The organism is Paenibacillus sp. FSL R7-0189, assembly GCF_037969925.1.
GTDB lineage: Bacteria > Bacillota > Bacilli > Paenibacillales > Paenibacillaceae > Paenibacillus_AQ > Paenibacillus_AQ odorifer.
On record NZ_CP150223.1, the window covers coordinates 2,771,398 to 2,788,558 of the forward strand.

Consider the following 17,161-nt stretch of genomic DNA (forward strand, 5'->3'; position numbering starts at 1 on the left):
GATGGACTACAGAAGGAGTGAGCTTTCATGGAAAAGAAGGACAAGGTATTGATGGCAGAAGAACAACAAGTTAAAGGCAATCGCATGGTTCTTGGGGATTTCCACTCCATTTTAGAAGAAGGAAAGGTCTGGAAGACGGGTGGATTTACACTGCCTGACGGATCATTTTGGGCTTACCGTGAGCCGGAGGCTGTAGTTATCGTTCGTAATGACACCCTGTATGTACGTGCGAAGTTATCTCGCGAGAATCATCAAGTGCAAATTCTGGACAATGCCAAGCACATGTATTATTCAGCCAAGCCAGTGGAGATTCCGGAAGCAGGAGAGATTAGCATTGAGCTGCAAATTCGTTGCCGTACACAAGGAACTGCACCTGGAGATCTGTATGATGGATATGTATCGCTGAACCTGCTGGATTTCACGACAGGCGCTGCGCTTGATTTCTTCGCGGGAAATGATAAATACGCTAGTGTATATGGTATTTTGCCGTTCCCGGGTGTACAAGTACCAGAAAGCACTGGAACGAAATACTTCTGCATCTTTAAAGAAGATACGGATTTCAAACCACGGGAATTCAATACGTACCGTATTACCTATCACCGTGGCAATGATGAGGCTGTATTCTATTTGAACGGCAAGGAAGTACGCCGCGAGAAAAATATTCCGCTTAAATTCAATAACTTCACTGTAGCGCTCGGAATTATGACAGAGAAGGATCTGAGTCCTGAAGGCAGTGTGTCTGTACATGGACAAACAGTTATTGCAGAATGGTCCCCAGTGACGGTTACAACAACTGAACAGTAATGCCTTGCAGGCTCATTTGACAGATAAGGGTGTATGGTGTGAATATTAAAAGCTTTCTAAGATTTGTGGAGCTGCCGACGAAGGTAGCCAGTATTATTCCGTTTCTAATGGGAACGTTGTACGCCCTGTACCGGTTTGAGGATTTTTACGTACTGCGTTTTGGATTGATGTTCGTGTCTTTGCTTAGCTTCGATATGGCGACGACGGCGATTAACAACTATTACGATTTCAAAAAAGCTTCTAAAACCCACGGCTACGGCTACGAGACACATAATGCGATTGTTCATTTTAAGCTAAAAGAGCGCACCGTCGTGGCGACGATTGTGATTTTGCTGGCGCTGGCAGCAGGGGGCGGGATTGCGCTTGTCACTCAGACGGGTTTGCTGGTCTTTTTGCTGGGTGGACTGTCGTTCTTGATCGGTATACTTTATTCGTTCGGGCCGATTCCCATCTCGCGGATGCCGTTAGGTGAGCTGTTCTCCGGTTTGTTTATGGGCTTTGTTATTATTTTTATCTCTGCCTATATCCATACGGATGAGCATGTGGTTTCACTGCTGCTCCAGAACGGCTGGGTCAGCTTGAATATCAACATCGTGGAAGTGCTGTACCTTTTCTGGTTTTCCGTGCCCGCTATTTTGGGGATCGCAGGGATTATGCTCGCTAATAATATTTGTGATATTGATGAGGATGTGGAGAATCGAAGGTATACGCTTCCGGTGTACATTGGCCGCCGCAATGCGCTTGTGCTTTTTAAATATCTCTACTATGTCTCTTATCTGGATCTTGTAGTGCTGCTGATCTTAGGGATTAACCCTATTCTGGTTCTGTTGATTCTACTTACGCTGATCCCGCTGCGCCGAAATATTGCCTTGTTCACAGAGAAACAGGAGAAGGCGAGTACCTTTATTCTTGCCGTCAAAAACTTCGTATTGATGAACCTTGCACGTATAGTTGTGCTGGGTGCGGCTGTGCTGTTAAATGCACTAATATAAAAATTCATATTTTATAAAAAAGCAGTGTCTATCGGGGTTGGCGCTCCTTTTGGCACTGTTTTTTTGCAATTTGCAGGCTTCTTTCTGTTAGAGAAACGTTTCATTCTATGATAAGGTGGCTTTAAGTATAGTAAGTAATCTATAAGGAAGAAGGTTAGCAACGATGGTGCAAAAACTTCGCTGGGGAATCATGGGCTGCGCGCAGATTGCGACAGGTTCAGTGATGCCGGCTATAATGGATTCGCAGACGGGAATGATTACAGCGGTAGCCAGTCGCGGTTTAGAAAAAAGCAGCGCTGTAGCCGCAGAGTTCGGAATAGATAAAGCTTACGGCAGCTATGAGGAATTACTGGCGGATAAGGATATTGATGCAGTGTATATTCCACTGCCAAATCACCTCCATCGGGAATGGGTAATCCGTGCGGCGGAAGCTGGCAAACATATCTTATGTGAGAAACCGATCGCGCTGAACAGTGAAGAAGCGGCTGAGATGGTAAAAGCTTGTAATGATGCTGGAGTCCATTTGGCAGAAGCTTATATGTATCGGCATCATCCTCGGATTGCGGAATTGCAAGAGATTATCTCTAGCGGTGAAATTGGCGAATTACGCTCCATTCGAGGCACTTTTACTTATAATGACGCTACAGATACCTCTAATATTCGCTTTAAATCCGCTTGGGGCGGCGGCTCGCTTTATGATATCGGCTGTTATCCGCTAAGTGCAGCACGACTGCTGTTCGGAGCTGAGCCGGAAGCCGTGACAGTACAGGCTATGTTCTCTCCGGAGCATGACAATGTAGATATGATGGCTTCAGGGCTGGTAGAGTTTCCGAAGGGGCTAAGCCTGATTTTTGATTGCGGGATGTGGGCATATAACCGCCAGCTGTTAGAGATTCTGGGGACCGATGGAATGATTGAAGTGCCTATGCCTTTTAATGCTAGAGATGAGGATGCCGAATTTTTTGTGCATACGGGAGAAGGGGTAAGACGGGTTGATGCCACCGGGGCGAATCCCTATACACGGGAGGTCGATGATTTTGCCGCCGCAGTATTTACAGGAAAAAAATTATTTGCACCTGAGGATGCAGTGCTGGGCATACAATTGATCGAGACTTGTCTAGCTTCTGCTAAAAAGCGGGAAAGAATTAGTATGCTATAAGAAGATGAATCCAATATGAATCTATGCAAAAAAACCTCCGGGCGCTCTGCTATACGCAGCTTCCGGAGGTTTTTACAGTCTCAGCTTTTAAACGGTGCTCAAGAGAATATCATCGTCATCATTGCTATTAAACGCTTCGCGGTCAAATTCACCTTCGGAATTAGCTACTAACAGAGCTGTTACAGCTGTTCCAGTTGCGTTTACAGCGGTACGGCCCATATCGATGAGCGCTTCAACACCTGCAACGATAGCGATTCCTTCAAGCGGCAGGCCGAGAGCAGTTAAGACTACCGTGGTGGAGATTACGGCAGGTCCAGGTACGCCAGCTACACCAATGGAAGAAATAATACTTACTAATACCAGTGTAATATAGTCGGTCCAGTTCAGATCAATACCGAATACTTGAGCGGTAAATACAGCCACAATAGCTGGCCAAATCCCACCGCACGCATTAAAGTTCACAGATGCCCCTAACGGTGCGATAAAGCTCGCGATCCGTGGGGAGACATGAAGCCGCTTCGTAATAACTTCGAGATTGACCGGAAGTGTTGCATAGCTGCTTCTGGTTGTGAAGGCAACAGTAATGGTTGGATACACTTTGCGGAAGAAACGAATTGGATTCACCTTCGCTACTAATAGAACCAATCCGCCAAAGATAAGTACAAAATGTATAATCATTGCTACGTACGAGGTTATAATTACACTGCCTAGCTCCTGCAACGTCTCCCAGCCATAACGTGCGGTGATTCCGGCAATCAGTGCGAATACGCCATAAGGGGTCAGGCGAATAATGAATTTCACAACCTGATGCAGTATCAGTGTTAGGGATTCAATAAGATCACGTACAGGTTTGACTGCTTCGGGTTTCTTGGAGCCAATCTTGATTATAGCTACTGCTAAGAAGATGGCGAAAATGAGTAGAGGCACAACCTTACCCGTAGCTGCTTCATTAACAGGGTTAGATGGAACAAGATCGAGGATAACCTGGGAGAAGGTCGGGATTTCCCGGGCTGCAAAATCTGCGGGTACATCTTGTTGTATACCTTGGCCGGGATTGAACAGCAGCGCAACCGATAGGCCGATAATAGAAGCGATGCCAGTTGTTCCGAGGAACCAGGCGAAGGTTTTGATCCCGATTTTGCGTAGATACTCCAGATTGGTTAAGGAAGAAATACTGTTTAATACGAGTACGAATACTAAAGGAATGACGAGCATGCGGATCAAGCTGACATAAATGCTGCCGAATGTGCTAATAGCTTTGGTCTCTAAATCGAAGTATTGAAAGAATATACCGGCAATAAGTCCGATGCCAAGTCCGATGAGTACCCGGGTGCCAAATCCAATTCGTTTACGTGCCAGTAGAAACAAAATTGCAAACACAAATATGGAAGCGACAAATCCATACCAGTTCGTTTCGATGGCGGATAATAAGTTGTTATCTATGTTCACTACCAATACCCCCTTAAACCTAGTTTTTTAATGTGATTAATCCTATTGAGATCAATCTATATAGAATTTATAGTAAAGTCAATGTAATTATATGTTAAAAATAATTAATTCCGATAAAAACGATGTGAAAAATAAAAATTGATTGACAAGGCACTATGGCATGAATAATATGGAACTTAATCACAAGCCAATTGGAATCGACTGGACAGCCGGAGATTCAACGAAAGACGCGTAAATTGCGTCCCGTTGAGTCTCTTTTTTTTAACTTTAGAGAAGGGAGAGTTACGGATTTAAGGTACAAGAATGTAATGAAGGGGTCTCTTATTTTATTTGAAAAGGATGGTACACATATGAAAAAGCTTTCGATCTCTTTGGTTGCCGCCGCTATCGTCTTCTCCGCATTGACGTATGCCGCGGTATCCGCTAACAAAAAAACAGCAGAGGCAGCACCCATTCAAGAGAGTAGTAATACAGCAGTAACCGCAGCAGCTTTACCAGTAGCTACTTCTGCGGCAGCAGTTGTTGTTCAGGCAGAAGCTACTGCAGCTCCTGTAACAGAAGCTGTCCAGCCGGAAGCTTCGGCTCCAGCAGCAGAGACAGTCACGGCAGAAGCTACTGCGGCCCCAGCAGCTGTTGATTCTGCGGCGAAGGTTGTTGCTTCAGCAGCTCCAGAAGCGGGCGCAGCTCAGCCTAAAGCAACCGCATCCCCGGCTGCGGACACCGCTAAGACGGCAACAGCTGCAACAACGGTATCTGCATCTGTTAAACCGCAAACCAGCGCGGCAACGCCTGCGCCAACTGCTGCGCCTACGACTGCTCCAAAAGCAAACGTAACCGCTAAAGCCGTTCAGCCGACCGCAGCTCCTGTTGTATCTGAACAGCCTAAGGAAACCGCCGCTCCTGTAGCAAAAGCAACGGAGACACCTTCCAAAAAAGCTATAACCTTCTCTACAACAGAGGTAGTTAAAGCGACCCCGGCTCCGGTAGTTGAGTCTTCTCAACCGAAAACATCGTCTTCTGCACCTGCATCCACGGTCAGCGCACCAGCAGCTGCTCCAGCGGAAACGGTTCAGGCACCCGCACCGGCACCAGCCGCTGAGGAAGAGGTTTGTCCTTGATGAGCAGCAGGCTCATTCAGGATTCCTTTCAGCCCATTCATCCCATAAACCTATTTAAGGCGAGGTGCACATAATGATACGACCATTAACTATCAAAAAAATTGTAACGCTGCTGCTGGCAGCCTCCCTGCTCTTCCTGCCTACACAGGCAGGAAGAGCTTATGCTAATCCGGATAACGCAGAGGTTATAACCTCTTCCCAAGGTGGCGTTAACCAGTTTGACTATTTCAGTCATGTCTATGACCATCTAAATGATGCTAACCATGTATTTAAAACAGCAACGTATGAAGATATCGTTCATCTTTTTGAGAGTGAAGGCACATACGCTGTTCTGGTTGGCGGCGCTTGGAGCGAGAATACACAGGCCGATATCGGCTTTATCAACGAGGCAGCCAAGGAATATGGCATCTCTACGATTTATAACTTTGATACTAAGCTGGACGGGGACACCCTTCAGATTGCAGACAGCAATAATAAATTTGCCTATAAATATGTTGATCTGGTCAACAAGTATTTGAAGAATTTAAATCTGTCTTCCAAAGATGATCCAGAACGCAATGTCAGCTATACCAATAAAAACGGGGAAGTTGTGACTGCTAACAAGCTCGAGTCTCCATTCTTATTGGTATACAACAAGGATCACAAGGATGCACAGGGAAATAGTGCTCCTGTCGTATCCTACCTGGATAAGAGCTATTCGTGGAATGAGTTCCTGACGAACGGAACACTTGATGCGGCGAAGGTTAATACGTATAAAACATCAGTAAGTGAGGTGCTGGGTGCCGCTTCCCGATATGACACTATCGACGAGTCGGCTTATATCAAGGCTGCATTTAATAAGAACTATGAAGGGGAAAATGAGGGAAAACCTACGATCTTCAACGAAGCGGATGGCACGCTTGTTTATGAACATGTGACCTATCATCAGCTGAAGCAAATTTTAGCGAGTGAGGGAAACTATGCGATTTTGTTAGGCGGGTCGTGGTGCCCTAACACGCAAGCGGTGATTAAATATATCAACGAATATGCCAAAAAACATAATATCAATAAGATCTACTTCTTCGACACTAAGTTGGATGCTGGTGTGACCGTTGCTGAGCCTAATAACAACAGCGGCACTAAGGGCAGTGCAAATCCGCATAATAATAATGAGCTTCAGATTAGAACCACTAATCATCCGTATGCGCAGCTTTATGTTGATCTGGTTCGTACTTATCTGACCAATATCAAGACCGAAAACAATTCAGCTGCCAAACCAACTGTAATTAGTTATGTAGATGGACTTGGAAACACCGTGAGCGGAGACAGACTTCAAGTTCCATATCTGTTCACTTATAACAAGGACAACAAGGAGGCAGGAGGCAAAAATTCACCGATTCTAGGGCATGTTGAACTTATGTACAGCTGGACGAATATCCAACCGGATTACGTGCAGGCTAATTACCCAATCGGAGCCAGATACAATAACACTACAACAGCGCTGGATAAAATATTCTCCAGACTCGAAGCTGTACCGGCAGGACTTACCGGTGTAGCACCAACAGCGGCCGACAATAAGGATGGGCAAATTGTAGGCACCAGTGCAGCATTGGAATTTAAGCTTGCTGGAGACGAGGCTTACACCCCAGCTTCGGGATCAGCCATTACAGGGCTTGCACCTGGTGTTTATAAGGTAAGATATGCCGCTACATCGGGCTATCAAGGGCCAACTTCCGCAGCTGGACCCACAATCATTCCTTATAATGCTGGCGAAGACGTAAGTGTGGAAGTTCCTGCTTACACCCATCAACAAGCAGCCCCGACAGGACTGGTAGGCGTAGCACCTACTTCTGAAGCTAATGATGATGGGCAAATTACGGGTTCTGCTGAAGGACAGGAGTATAAAGGCGTTGGAGAAGCTGATTATAAACCTGTAACAGGTACAGCTATCACTGGTCTTACTCCGGGCTTCTATAATGTGCGATATGCGGCAAAAGAGGGATACAGCGTAGGTAAAGACGCTACAGTTGAAGTCCCGGCATATGGTGAGCAAGCGGCACCTACAGGATTAGTAGGTATAGCACCAACCAGTGCAGCCAATGACGACGGTAAAATTATAGGAACTACGAAAGCGCTGGAATATAAGCTGTCTACGGTTACCGATTATGTCTACGCATCAGATGTAGAGATCGTTGGACTGGTGCCGGGTATCTATCAGGTAAGATACGCAGCTAAAGAAGGATTTAACGCGGGTAGAGCAGCAGATGTAATCGTTCCAGCATTCACTGCGGAACAAGCAGCTCCAACTGGGTTACAGGGAGTTGCTCCTACCTCAGCAGCGAACAATGATGGAAGAATTACGGGAACCACGACAGCCTTAGAATATAAGCTGTCGAGTGTAACTAATTATGTGTATGCACCAGATAAAGAAATCACAGGATTAATACCGGGCACGTATCAAGTGAGATACGCAGCCAAAGAAGGTTATAAGGCAAGTCCAGCGACTGACATTGTTGTTCCGGCCTATGTGCCTATTTCAGATCCTGGAACAGGTGGAACAGGTGGCAATTCTACACCGAGCACGACTACACCAACACCATCAGCAAGCCCTCAACTGGTTGCTACGGCAACAGCAGGGAGTACCGTGAACCTATCAGCAACAGCAGCAACTAAAACGGATAAAACCACAGGAGTGACTACTGCAACGATCACAAAAGAAACGGCTGCTGAATTCGTGAGTCTCGCTAAGAAGGCAGAAGCTGATGGGAAGAAAGCTGTTCTTGAAATTAGTGTTGCAGCTACTTCAGATACTCAAACAGCTGAACTTACTCTTCCAAGAAGCATAATTAATGAGTTAGCCGCCGGAACGAAGGCGGAGATTACCATTGATTATGAGAATGTGGGTACGATTACGTTTGATGCCAAATCATTGGCAAGCATTAGTGCAGCTTCAGATGCCGGAGACATCATTATTAGAATCGCGAAGGTGTCATTAACGGCAGAAGGCAAGGCTGTTCTCGGAGACAGACCGGTTTATGACTTGTCGGTTATAGCGGGTGAAAGCACGATTTCCACCTTCGGTGGGGGCAGTGTTCGTGTCAGCGTACCGTACGTGCTGCAAGCGGGAGAACGGTCAGATGCGGTTATTGTGTATCACATTAACAGCACTGGAAGTTTGGACAATGTACGTGGAAATTACAATACCGCTAAGGGAACTGTAGATTTCGTAACCACACATTTCTCCCAATATATTATTGGATATAATCAAGTGAGCTTTGCAGATGTTCCAGATGCCTCATGGTATAGCCATGCAGTAGGTTTCTTGGCAGCACGTAGTATCACATCTGGTACGGATGCTGAACATTACAGTCCTAATGCTGCAATCACTAGAGGGCAGTTCATCGTCTTGTTGCTCAAGGCTTATGACATCACACCGGATGCCATTGCTGCTGATAATTTTGCAGATGCAGGCAATACGTATTATACGAATTATCTTGCTACAGCTAAGCGTCTTGGGGTAGCAACGGGTTCGGGTGATAATCAATTCCAGCCAGAGATTCAGATCACTAGGCAGGAGCTATTTACACTCTTGTACCGCTCGCTTGTAGCGCTAGGTGAACTGCCATCTGAGAAGACAGCGGCCACGCTTGCCGGCTTTAGTGATGCTGGACAGATCGCTGGTTATGCACAAGAAGCCCTTCAAGCGCTGGTAGAGAGAGGTGTAGTGACCGGAGCGAACGGTAAACTCAATCCGAAAGAAGTCACTACAAGAGCAGAAGCAGCACAGGTTATTTACAATTTGCTATCCAAATAATCAGCCACTAAGACATAGCGGACGTCACGTAAGTAGCGTTCAACTATGAATGCGGCGACTCGGTTTGGCTAAGACAGCAGAGCAGCGATTCCTCTTTTATTGGAGTATCGCTGCTCTGTTTTTTTGTTTGTTAGCTGGCTGGTTGCCCTTGCCCTGTCCGCTTGCACGCTTGCCCTCTTGCCCGCTTGATTCAGCAGCTCATTCATTATCGGCGCGGCTTTCGGACCCAGATGACGTTATTTTCCACATTCCAGCCTTTGGGGCATAGTTTCGGACTCCAGCGACGCTATCGCTTAGAAAAAGGTGCGTTTATGGTGTTTTTCATGCTGATAGCGACTATGGGGTCCTTTAGCACTCCAAATGTGGTAAAAATCCGCGTATAAGGTCAGCTGTGTCCGATAGCGTACTCGCTCTCTTACGTAAAAATGCTACCCGACCAAACATACTCTGATCTTAGCCCGGTGTGCTCAAATAAAGGGGGTGCCAACAGCCATTTCGTGGCATCCGTGGCGCTGCCTTTCGCTATAAATCTCTAGTGGGTGGCCTAATGGCCACTCTTTATTTAACTAGACATAAGATTAGCAGACTAAATCATGGAAGAGGATTCTACTAAATGATACAATTATTGTAATTACATAAAGTAGTAATATTTCACATTATTGATTAGTTACTAGAAAGGGGATTGAGGTATGGGTTTAGCTGACGATCCGGTCATAGCGATTTCAGGTTTATGGATGAACTATACAGACCGAATGGTGCTAAAGGGAATTGATCTTAAGGTATACAGAGGACAAATTATTGGTTATATCGGCCCTAACGGGGCAGGCAAGAGTACAACGGTGAAGATTATGCTCGGTTTGGTAGAAGGATATAACGGTAAAGTGGAGATTTTCGGTAAGGATATTGCTGATGGAGATGTTTCTTACAAGAAACGTATAGGTTATGTGCCGGAGGTAGCCGAATTATATGATAGCCTCACTGCAAGAGAGTATCTAACCTTTGTTGGCGAGCTGTATGGGCTAGGTCGTGCGGAGGCGGACTACAAGGCCAAAAAATTAACCACACTGCTAGGTTTGGAGAAGTCTTACGATATGCGGATTTCTTCGTTCTCAAAAGGGATGAAGCAAAAGGTGCTGCTTATCTCCAGCATGCTGCATGACCCCGATATTTTATTCCTGGATGAACCGCTGAGTGGTTTGGATGCTAATAGCGTGATGATAGTGAAGGAGATTTTTGCATCGCTGGCGGCACGGGGGAAGACCATTTTTTACTCCTCACATATCATGGATGTGGTTGAGAAAATCAGTAGCCGGATCATTTTGATTGATGGCGGGGATATTGTGGCGGACGGAAGTTTTGCGGAGCTGAAGGAGAAAGGCCGCGAAGGGACGCTTGAAGATATTTTCAATCAATTAACCGGATTTGATAAATACCGTGATATCGCTGGTGAATTTGTTGCGGTCATGCAAGAGCAAGAGGTATCCTCTTATGACTGATTTCTTCGTGCTGAGGCTGTTGGATAAGCTGCGGGGTGCATTTATAAGATTTGGAGTCGATTATGACACCATGCGGAGTATTCTGCAGATCAAACTGACCATGGACGGAAGAAGAACGCCTACAGCGCTTGCAGGTATGCAGAAAAAGGAGAACGTTAAAGAAGGTTCGCCTTTGCGATTGCAGTGGATTTACTTACTGTTTGGTTTAATATTAATTCCGCTAACGCTATCCAATGATCACTATATGCTGCAAATGAGCTTAACCTTTGGGATCATTATGTTTTTTGTCTCCACAACCCTGATCTCTGATTTTTCTTCAGTAATGCTTGATTTACGTGATAAAAATATTCTTTTTTCCAAACCCGTCAACCGAACCACCTTAAATATGGCCAAAAGTATCCACGTTCTTCTCTACTTAGGGACAGTTACATTGTCGATCACTGGTCCATCTTTGGTATTTAGCCTATTTAAGCAGGGGATCGCTTTTTTTCTGATGTATGCGGTGACAATTGTCTTGTTAGACTGTTTTATCCTCGTAATAACTGCACTGCTCTACCTGATGATCATGCGGTTTTTTGATGGGGAGAAGCTCAAGGATATTATAAATTATACGCAAATCCTTCTAACGATCGGAATAATGGTGGGCTATCAATTCATCTCCCGGTTGTTCAACCTCACTGAGCTTGGCGCTGCTTATCATCCTGCTTGGTGGCAGTACTTTATTTTTCCGGTTTGGTTCGCGGCTCCGTTTGAACTGTTGCTTGGTGGAGCGAGAGAACCCTATTACTTCATTCTCTCATTGCTGGCTTTGATAACCCCACTTGTACTGATCGTAGCTTATATTAAGCTGATGCCGCAGTTTGAGCGGAATTTGCAAAAGCTGGCAGAGCAAGGCTCCGGTGGAAAAGACAAGGGCCAGCTCGCAGAGTGGCTCTCGCGCAGAGTATGTAAGGAACCGGCAGAGGGGATTTTCTTTCGGTTTACTTGGTCCATGATGAAGAATGAGCGCGATTTTAAGCTGAAGGTCTATCCTGCACTTGGCTTTTCTATCGCATTCCCGTTTATTTTTATATTTGGTATATTGCAGAATAGTTATGATGGTTCCCTTAAAGGTTCAAAAGTGTACTTGTTAATCTATTTCTGCACGATGTTAATGCAGACTGTAATACAGATGCTACGCTACTCTACAAGTTATAAAGGAGCTTGGATTTATAGGCTGATTCCTTTACCCGATAGCACACCTATTTACCGTGGGATGCTTAAGGCGGCGCTGCTGCGGCTAGTCTTACCTTTATTTGCTGTAGATGCGGTATTGTTCATTCTGTTGTTCGGTGTGCACATTGTACCTGATTTAGTAGTGGTATTATTCGCCATGCTGATTTTCTCAGTCATCTGCTTTCGTGTTTATCCGCGGAGCTTACCTTTTTCAGAGCGTTATGAGGCAGCCAAACAAAAGGATTACACTGGAGTCGCCTTCATGCTTATGTTTTTGCTGATGGGGATGGCGGGTATTCACTATGTCTTCACTTTATTTACCGGAGGAATTTACATCTATCTGTTAGTTCTGGTAGTTTTGAATCAATGGTTATGGCGAAAGACCTTCCCCAAAACCCCATCAACCACAGGTCACATATCCAACTTTCCGGGGTGAGTGAATGCGTCAAATATGGACATTTTTTGCCGACATAAAAAAAGGGTATAAATTCCAGTATTTTCTTAGACAATCGGCTGAATACAAGGTAGAATACATCTAAAGTTGCTTTTCAGGGATAACCTATAATCTTTACGCACTCTTCCATTTATCTGATATTCGTGTACTGATTTTTTACTTGAGAAATACGCTGCAGCGATTACGGTATTCAAAACCGGTGAAGAGGTTAACTAATGGATAAAATGGGAATCCACTATAACGTTTGGATTGTTTTACTATCATTTGCGCTAGCGGCGACTGCAGCTTATTCCGCGCTGAATCTGATCTCGCAAGTCCCTCGCTCGTTTGGGAAAGTTCGTCGCTTATGGTTAATATCGGGGGCATGTGTACTCGGCAGTGGCATATGGTCGATACATTATGTAGGGATTATGGCGAGCCGTTTTCCTTTTAGCGTGAATTATTATCCAGGCAGGGCTGTATTATCGTTATTGGTTGGTGTATTGTGCTGCTATTCGGCATTCCGGATTACGTTTGTGCCACGTTTAAGAAAAAGTTGTTTAATAGTTAGTGGTGTTCTTCTGGGCAGCGGGATCTCTGCTATGCATTATATCGGGATGTCCTCCATGAAGATCGCAGCGGAGATTCATTATGAGATATGGACTCAGACATGTGCTGTAATCCTCGTTATGCTCTCGTCTTTTATCGGATTATTTCTATTTCACAAGTTTAAAGACTATGTGGGTTTTAACCGCTGGAAGTTATACTCTGCTCTCTTTATCGGATTTTCGGTGACTGGATTGCATTATACGAGTGTAAGGGCGACTCATTTTGAATATAACGGTCTGCTAGGCAATACAACTTTTTTTATGGAGACTGATGTTATTCTTTTAATGGGAGTATCCTTGGTAACGCTATTTATGCTTGCGATTTCTGGTGGTGCTGTATTTCTGGACCGGCATGTGCTGGAACGGATGGCTTATTATGATCCGCTAACCGATCTTCCGAACAGGCATGGCCTGGTACGTTATTTTAAAGATGAATTTTTCGGGAGTAGATCTGGCGCCGTATTTTTTGTGGATCTGGATCGGTTTAAGTCGATTAATGATACGCTTGGACATGATATAGGGGACTTGTTACTGCGAGAGGTCGCTATAAGATTAAGACGCTCTGTAGGAAGTAAGGGCAAGGTCTTTCGTTTGGGCGGAGATGAATTCCTGATCGCTCTTCCAGATTGTACTGTGGAGGATGCGCAAGAGGAAGCAGAGCACATTTTATATGAGCTTAAGAAATATTACAGTATTCAAGGTAATGAGCTATATGTTACTGCAAGCGTGGGGATCAGTATGACCCCTATGCATGGAACTGACCGCTCAGCGTTAATGAAGGCAGCCGATACAGCTCTTTATACCTCTAAGGATTCGGGTAAGAATAAATTCAGTGTGTTCGATCAGGAGATGAACCGCCATCAGCTGAGACGGATGTCGCTGGAGAAGGATCTTCGTAAAGCGCTGGCACGCTCCGAGTTTATGGTTGTTTACCAGCCGAAATGGGATTCGTATATGAACGTTACCGTGGGTCTTGAAGCACTGCTGCGTTGGCGGCACCCTGAACATGGGATAATTTCTCCCGCGGAATTCATTCCCATCGCAGAGGAAACGGGACTAATTGTCCCCATTACCTATTGGATGCTGCATGATGTATGCAGCCAGAACATGCTTTGGCATAAGGAAGAGATAGCAAATGTCGCAGTCTCTATTAATATGTCAGCGCGGATGTTTGAGGGTGGGGGCTTATACGATGTTGTAGAAGAAGCACTCACACGTTCAGGCCTAGAACCACATTTCCTTGAACTGGAGATTACAGAGTCCATTGCGATGAATAACATGGAAGAGACGGTTGCGCAGCTATCCAGACTTCGGGCACTTGGGGTAAGGGTATCACTGGATGACTTTGGGACAGGCTTTTCGTCCCTTGGTAATTTAGATGAGATTCCAGTGAACACACTCAAGATTGATCAAGTGTTTATTCGTAAGAGCAAGATGCATTCCAAGAAAGCTATTATCAGTAATATCATTGCGATTGCCACCAATCTTAATATGGAGGTCGTGGCGGAAGGTGTGGAGACACCAGAGCAGATTGAGCTGCTGCAATCCTTAGGCTGCAGAGTGATGCAGGGTTATTATTATGGGCGGCCAATGCCGGTGCATGAGCTGGGCCAGTGGTTTATAGCGAATACAGCAGTATCGTAGCAGATGATCTCAATACATAGAACAAGGGGCTAGCGTCCAAGCAGAATTTCTCTGCTTGGACGCTAGCCCCTTTGCTATTAAGAAACCTTAAATCGTTCAATCAGAATTTGCAGCTTCTCAGCTAGTGAGGACAGGAAAGCTGCTGCAGACTCAACTTCTTCCATCGCGGCAAGCTGTTCTTCTGAGGAAGCGGATAATGTCTCTGCACTGCTGGCTGTCTGATTAGCGACATTTACGATATTCTGAAGGGTTGTAACGAGACGGTCGGAAATTAGCGAAAGCTGTCGAACTGTTCCGGAGATCTGCTGACTTTGTGAGGCCATTCCCGAGACAGACATTTCTATCTCCGAGAAGGACTGGCCTGCCGTGGCAATCATTTCTCTGCCGTGCTCCATCTCTTCTGTAGAGCGTTTCATTGTTTCTCCTGCTTGATCCATCTGATTCACGATGATGTTTACCAGCTGGCCAATTTGCGCAGCGGAATGGGCTGAGCGCTCAGCAAGCTTACGCACGGAATGGGCAACGACCGCAAACCCTCTTCCTTCTTCTCCAGCTCTTGCGGCTTCAATCGCTGCATTTAGGGACAGGAGATTGGTTTCCTCTGCGATGCTGGCAATAGTACCCACGATATTTTCGATTTCTTTGGAATAACCACCCAAGGTTTCAATAATGATTGCTAGGTCGGTAATGCTGTCACTTACGACTCTCATCTGCTGTGTGGTGGAATCCATTGCTTCACGGCCTGTACGGGCTTTATTAGCGTTGCTGACCGCATTATTCATCGCGTTATCTGCATTGCCTGCAATCTCTGTGATGAAGCGAGACAGGTCTTGTACAGACTTATATTCGCCCTCCATATTCTGCAGCTGTGAATTCGCGCTATCCGCAAGCTCAATTGTAACATTGACGCTGTACTCACCGGCCCGGTTGGTTTCCTGTGCACTGGCAGAGAGCTCTTCGGACGAGGAAGCTACCTGCATGGAAGTCTCATTGACCTCGGTAATAAGCAAGCGCAGGCTTTGGGTCATGTCATTAAAATTACGGGCTAATGTACCAATCTCATCCTTGCTGTTGAATAAAATAGGATTATGAGTAAGGTCGCCTTGTGCAACAAGATTGACCCCTTTAGACAGCTTCGTTAACGGACTTATCATTCGGCGGATTAACAGATAAGCTGCTACGATAGCTATAACCAGAATGGAAGCTCCGATAATAAAGGGCTGAACTATGATATCTTGGGTTCTTTCTTGAATTATGGAGCCATCGAAATTAATGGCCATCAGCGCAACTATAGGTTTGGATGGATCATGATCCTGATAGATGGGGCCGTAACCTGTCTTAAGTGAGGTACCTTCGTATGTATAAACCTTGGAGTAGGAGGAATGCTTATGCTCAGTAATCATTTGCTTATCTTCATCTGAAAAATAAAAAGTATCGCCTGCTTTATAACCTCTAGCCTGGAAGCTTGAATCTGCGGCAAGTACTTTTCCGTCTAAGGATAAGATGAATGCCTCTTTAAAAATAGCCTTATGTGCCACAATCCAACCGATTCGATCCTCTACAGCCTCCAGTTTACTTTGATCGCCTGCCAACAATGCGGAAATATCTGCGGGGTCAATCAGGCCGGTTGTAATATTAGCGCATCCTACCAATTCGATACCTGCGGCTTCGTCTACTTGCTTATAAGCTGTACGGTATCCGAAGAACCCGATGGATGATCCTACAAGAAGTAAGACGATGAACATCATCCAAGTTAATTTAGTTGCTAATTTCATTCTTCGCACCAACCTTGACAAATTATGTTCTCAGTGATAATAGCTCTCACCTCTACGATTATATCGCATTGATATGCTCATAACCTTACATGGAATATAGTATTTCTGTGTCGGAAATTGGAGATTCGTGGAAGTTTGCGCTTTCCAGCATGCTTTCAATGGTTTAGTAGACAAAACCATTGAATCATTACCAGTTCTAGTGGTACGCTTGAGTTATTAAAAACGGATTGGGGTTGAACAAATATGCCACATCAAATAGATCCGTTAATTGATCGTCTTGGACTATCCATGTGGAGAGTACAGCGTAAGATTATGTCTCAAATGTCTTTGCACAAAGAACTCGGACTTACGGTGCCTCAGATGGGTCTGTTAAATATGATAGCGAAAGAAAAGAAGTCGCGGGTGGTACAGCTGGCAGAAAGTATGGAGGTCAAATCCAGTGCAGTGACGGTGATGCTGGACCGTTTGGAGGTGCTGGGTTATATCAAGCGTGAGCCGGATGGGAAGGATCGGAGAGCGGTTGTAGTAACGATCACCGAGAAGGGTCAGCAGGTGCTGGAAGAAGGACATTTCCGGTCCAAAGAACTGCTGGCAGAGCATTTGTCCATACTGAAGCCCGAAGAACTACGCAACTTTGCAGAGTATTACCGTATGATCGAGGACCAGGAGCGTTAG

11 protein-coding genes are annotated in these 17,161 nt (G+C 45.4%); 9 read left to right on the forward strand and 2 right to left on the reverse strand.

Translation table 11 applies throughout. The annotated features are described in order from the left end of the window. The first annotated feature begins 27 nt into the window (after window positions 1-27). The 3 genes from MKY63_RS12005 to MKY63_RS12015 all read left to right on the forward strand — a co-directional run bounded on the left by MKY63_RS12005 (window position 28) and on the right by MKY63_RS12015 (window position 2,955). Window positions 28-804 (forward strand): DUF6081 family protein, encoded by a 777-nt coding sequence (locus MKY63_RS12005; RefSeq protein WP_249267652.1) that lies wholly within the window; start codon window positions 28-30, stop codon window positions 802-804. 38 nt (window positions 805-842) lie between these two features. After that, entirely contained in the window at window positions 843-1,796 is a 954-nt protein-coding gene (gene menA / locus MKY63_RS12010) for a 1,4-dihydroxy-2-naphthoate polyprenyltransferase (RefSeq protein ID WP_036682041.1), read from the forward strand. A 163-nt stretch (window positions 1,797-1,959) separates the two neighbouring features. Beyond that, window positions 1,960-2,955, forward strand: coding sequence for a Gfo/Idh/MocA family oxidoreductase (locus tag MKY63_RS12015; RefSeq protein WP_076099703.1), 996 nt, complete (start codon window positions 1,960-1,962; stop codon window positions 2,953-2,955). 87 nt (window positions 2,956-3,042) lie between these two features. On the opposite strand, the gene MKY63_RS12020 is transcribed toward MKY63_RS12015, so the two are convergent. Beyond that, window positions 3,043-4,398, reverse strand: coding sequence for a dicarboxylate/amino acid:cation symporter (locus MKY63_RS12020; protein ID WP_036682429.1), 1,356 nt, complete (start codon window positions 4,396-4,398; stop codon window positions 3,043-3,045). 356 nt (window positions 4,399-4,754) lie between these two features. Between MKY63_RS12020 and MKY63_RS12025 the strand changes: the two genes are divergently transcribed. From MKY63_RS12025 to MKY63_RS12045, 5 genes are all read left to right on the forward strand, one after another. Beyond that, window positions 4,755-5,522 (forward strand): hypothetical protein, encoded by a 768-nt coding sequence (locus MKY63_RS12025; RefSeq protein WP_076099702.1) that lies wholly within the window; start codon window positions 4,755-4,757, stop codon window positions 5,520-5,522. Window positions 5,523-5,595: 73 nt separating this feature from the next. After that, window positions 5,596-9,315 carry an S-layer homology domain-containing protein gene (locus MKY63_RS12030; protein ID WP_076099701.1) on the forward strand — a complete coding sequence of 1,240 codons (3,720 nt, stop codon included), beginning with the start codon at window positions 5,596-5,598 and terminating at the stop codon, window positions 9,313-9,315. Between the two features lie 689 nt (window positions 9,316-10,004). Next, entirely contained in the window at window positions 10,005-10,811 is an 807-nt protein-coding gene (locus MKY63_RS12035; protein ID WP_036682032.1) for an ABC transporter ATP-binding protein, read from the forward strand. Further along, window positions 10,804-12,462 carry a hypothetical protein gene (locus MKY63_RS12040; RefSeq protein ID WP_076099700.1) on the forward strand — a complete coding sequence of 553 codons (1,659 nt, stop codon included), beginning with the start codon at window positions 10,804-10,806 and terminating at the stop codon, window positions 12,460-12,462. Before MKY63_RS12035 ends, MKY63_RS12040 begins: the two co-directional genes overlap by 8 nt. Window positions 12,463-12,695: 233 nt before the next feature. Further along, window positions 12,696-14,711: an EAL domain-containing protein gene (locus tag MKY63_RS12045; RefSeq protein ID WP_038573706.1), complete on the forward strand. Its 2,016-nt coding sequence runs from the start codon at window positions 12,696-12,698 to the stop codon at window positions 14,709-14,711. A gap of 77 nt (window positions 14,712-14,788) precedes the next feature. On the opposite strand, the gene MKY63_RS12050 is transcribed toward MKY63_RS12045, so the two are convergent. After that, window positions 14,789-16,486 (reverse strand): methyl-accepting chemotaxis protein, encoded by a 1,698-nt coding sequence (locus MKY63_RS12050; protein ID WP_038573703.1) that lies wholly within the window; start codon window positions 16,484-16,486, stop codon window positions 14,789-14,791. A 243-nt stretch (window positions 16,487-16,729) separates the two neighbouring features. Here MKY63_RS12050 and MKY63_RS12055 point away from each other — a divergent pair, with 243 nt between their 5' ends. Further along, window positions 16,730-17,161: a MarR family transcriptional regulator gene (locus MKY63_RS12055; RefSeq protein ID WP_051491215.1), complete on the forward strand. Its 432-nt coding sequence runs from the start codon at window positions 16,730-16,732 to the stop codon at window positions 17,159-17,161.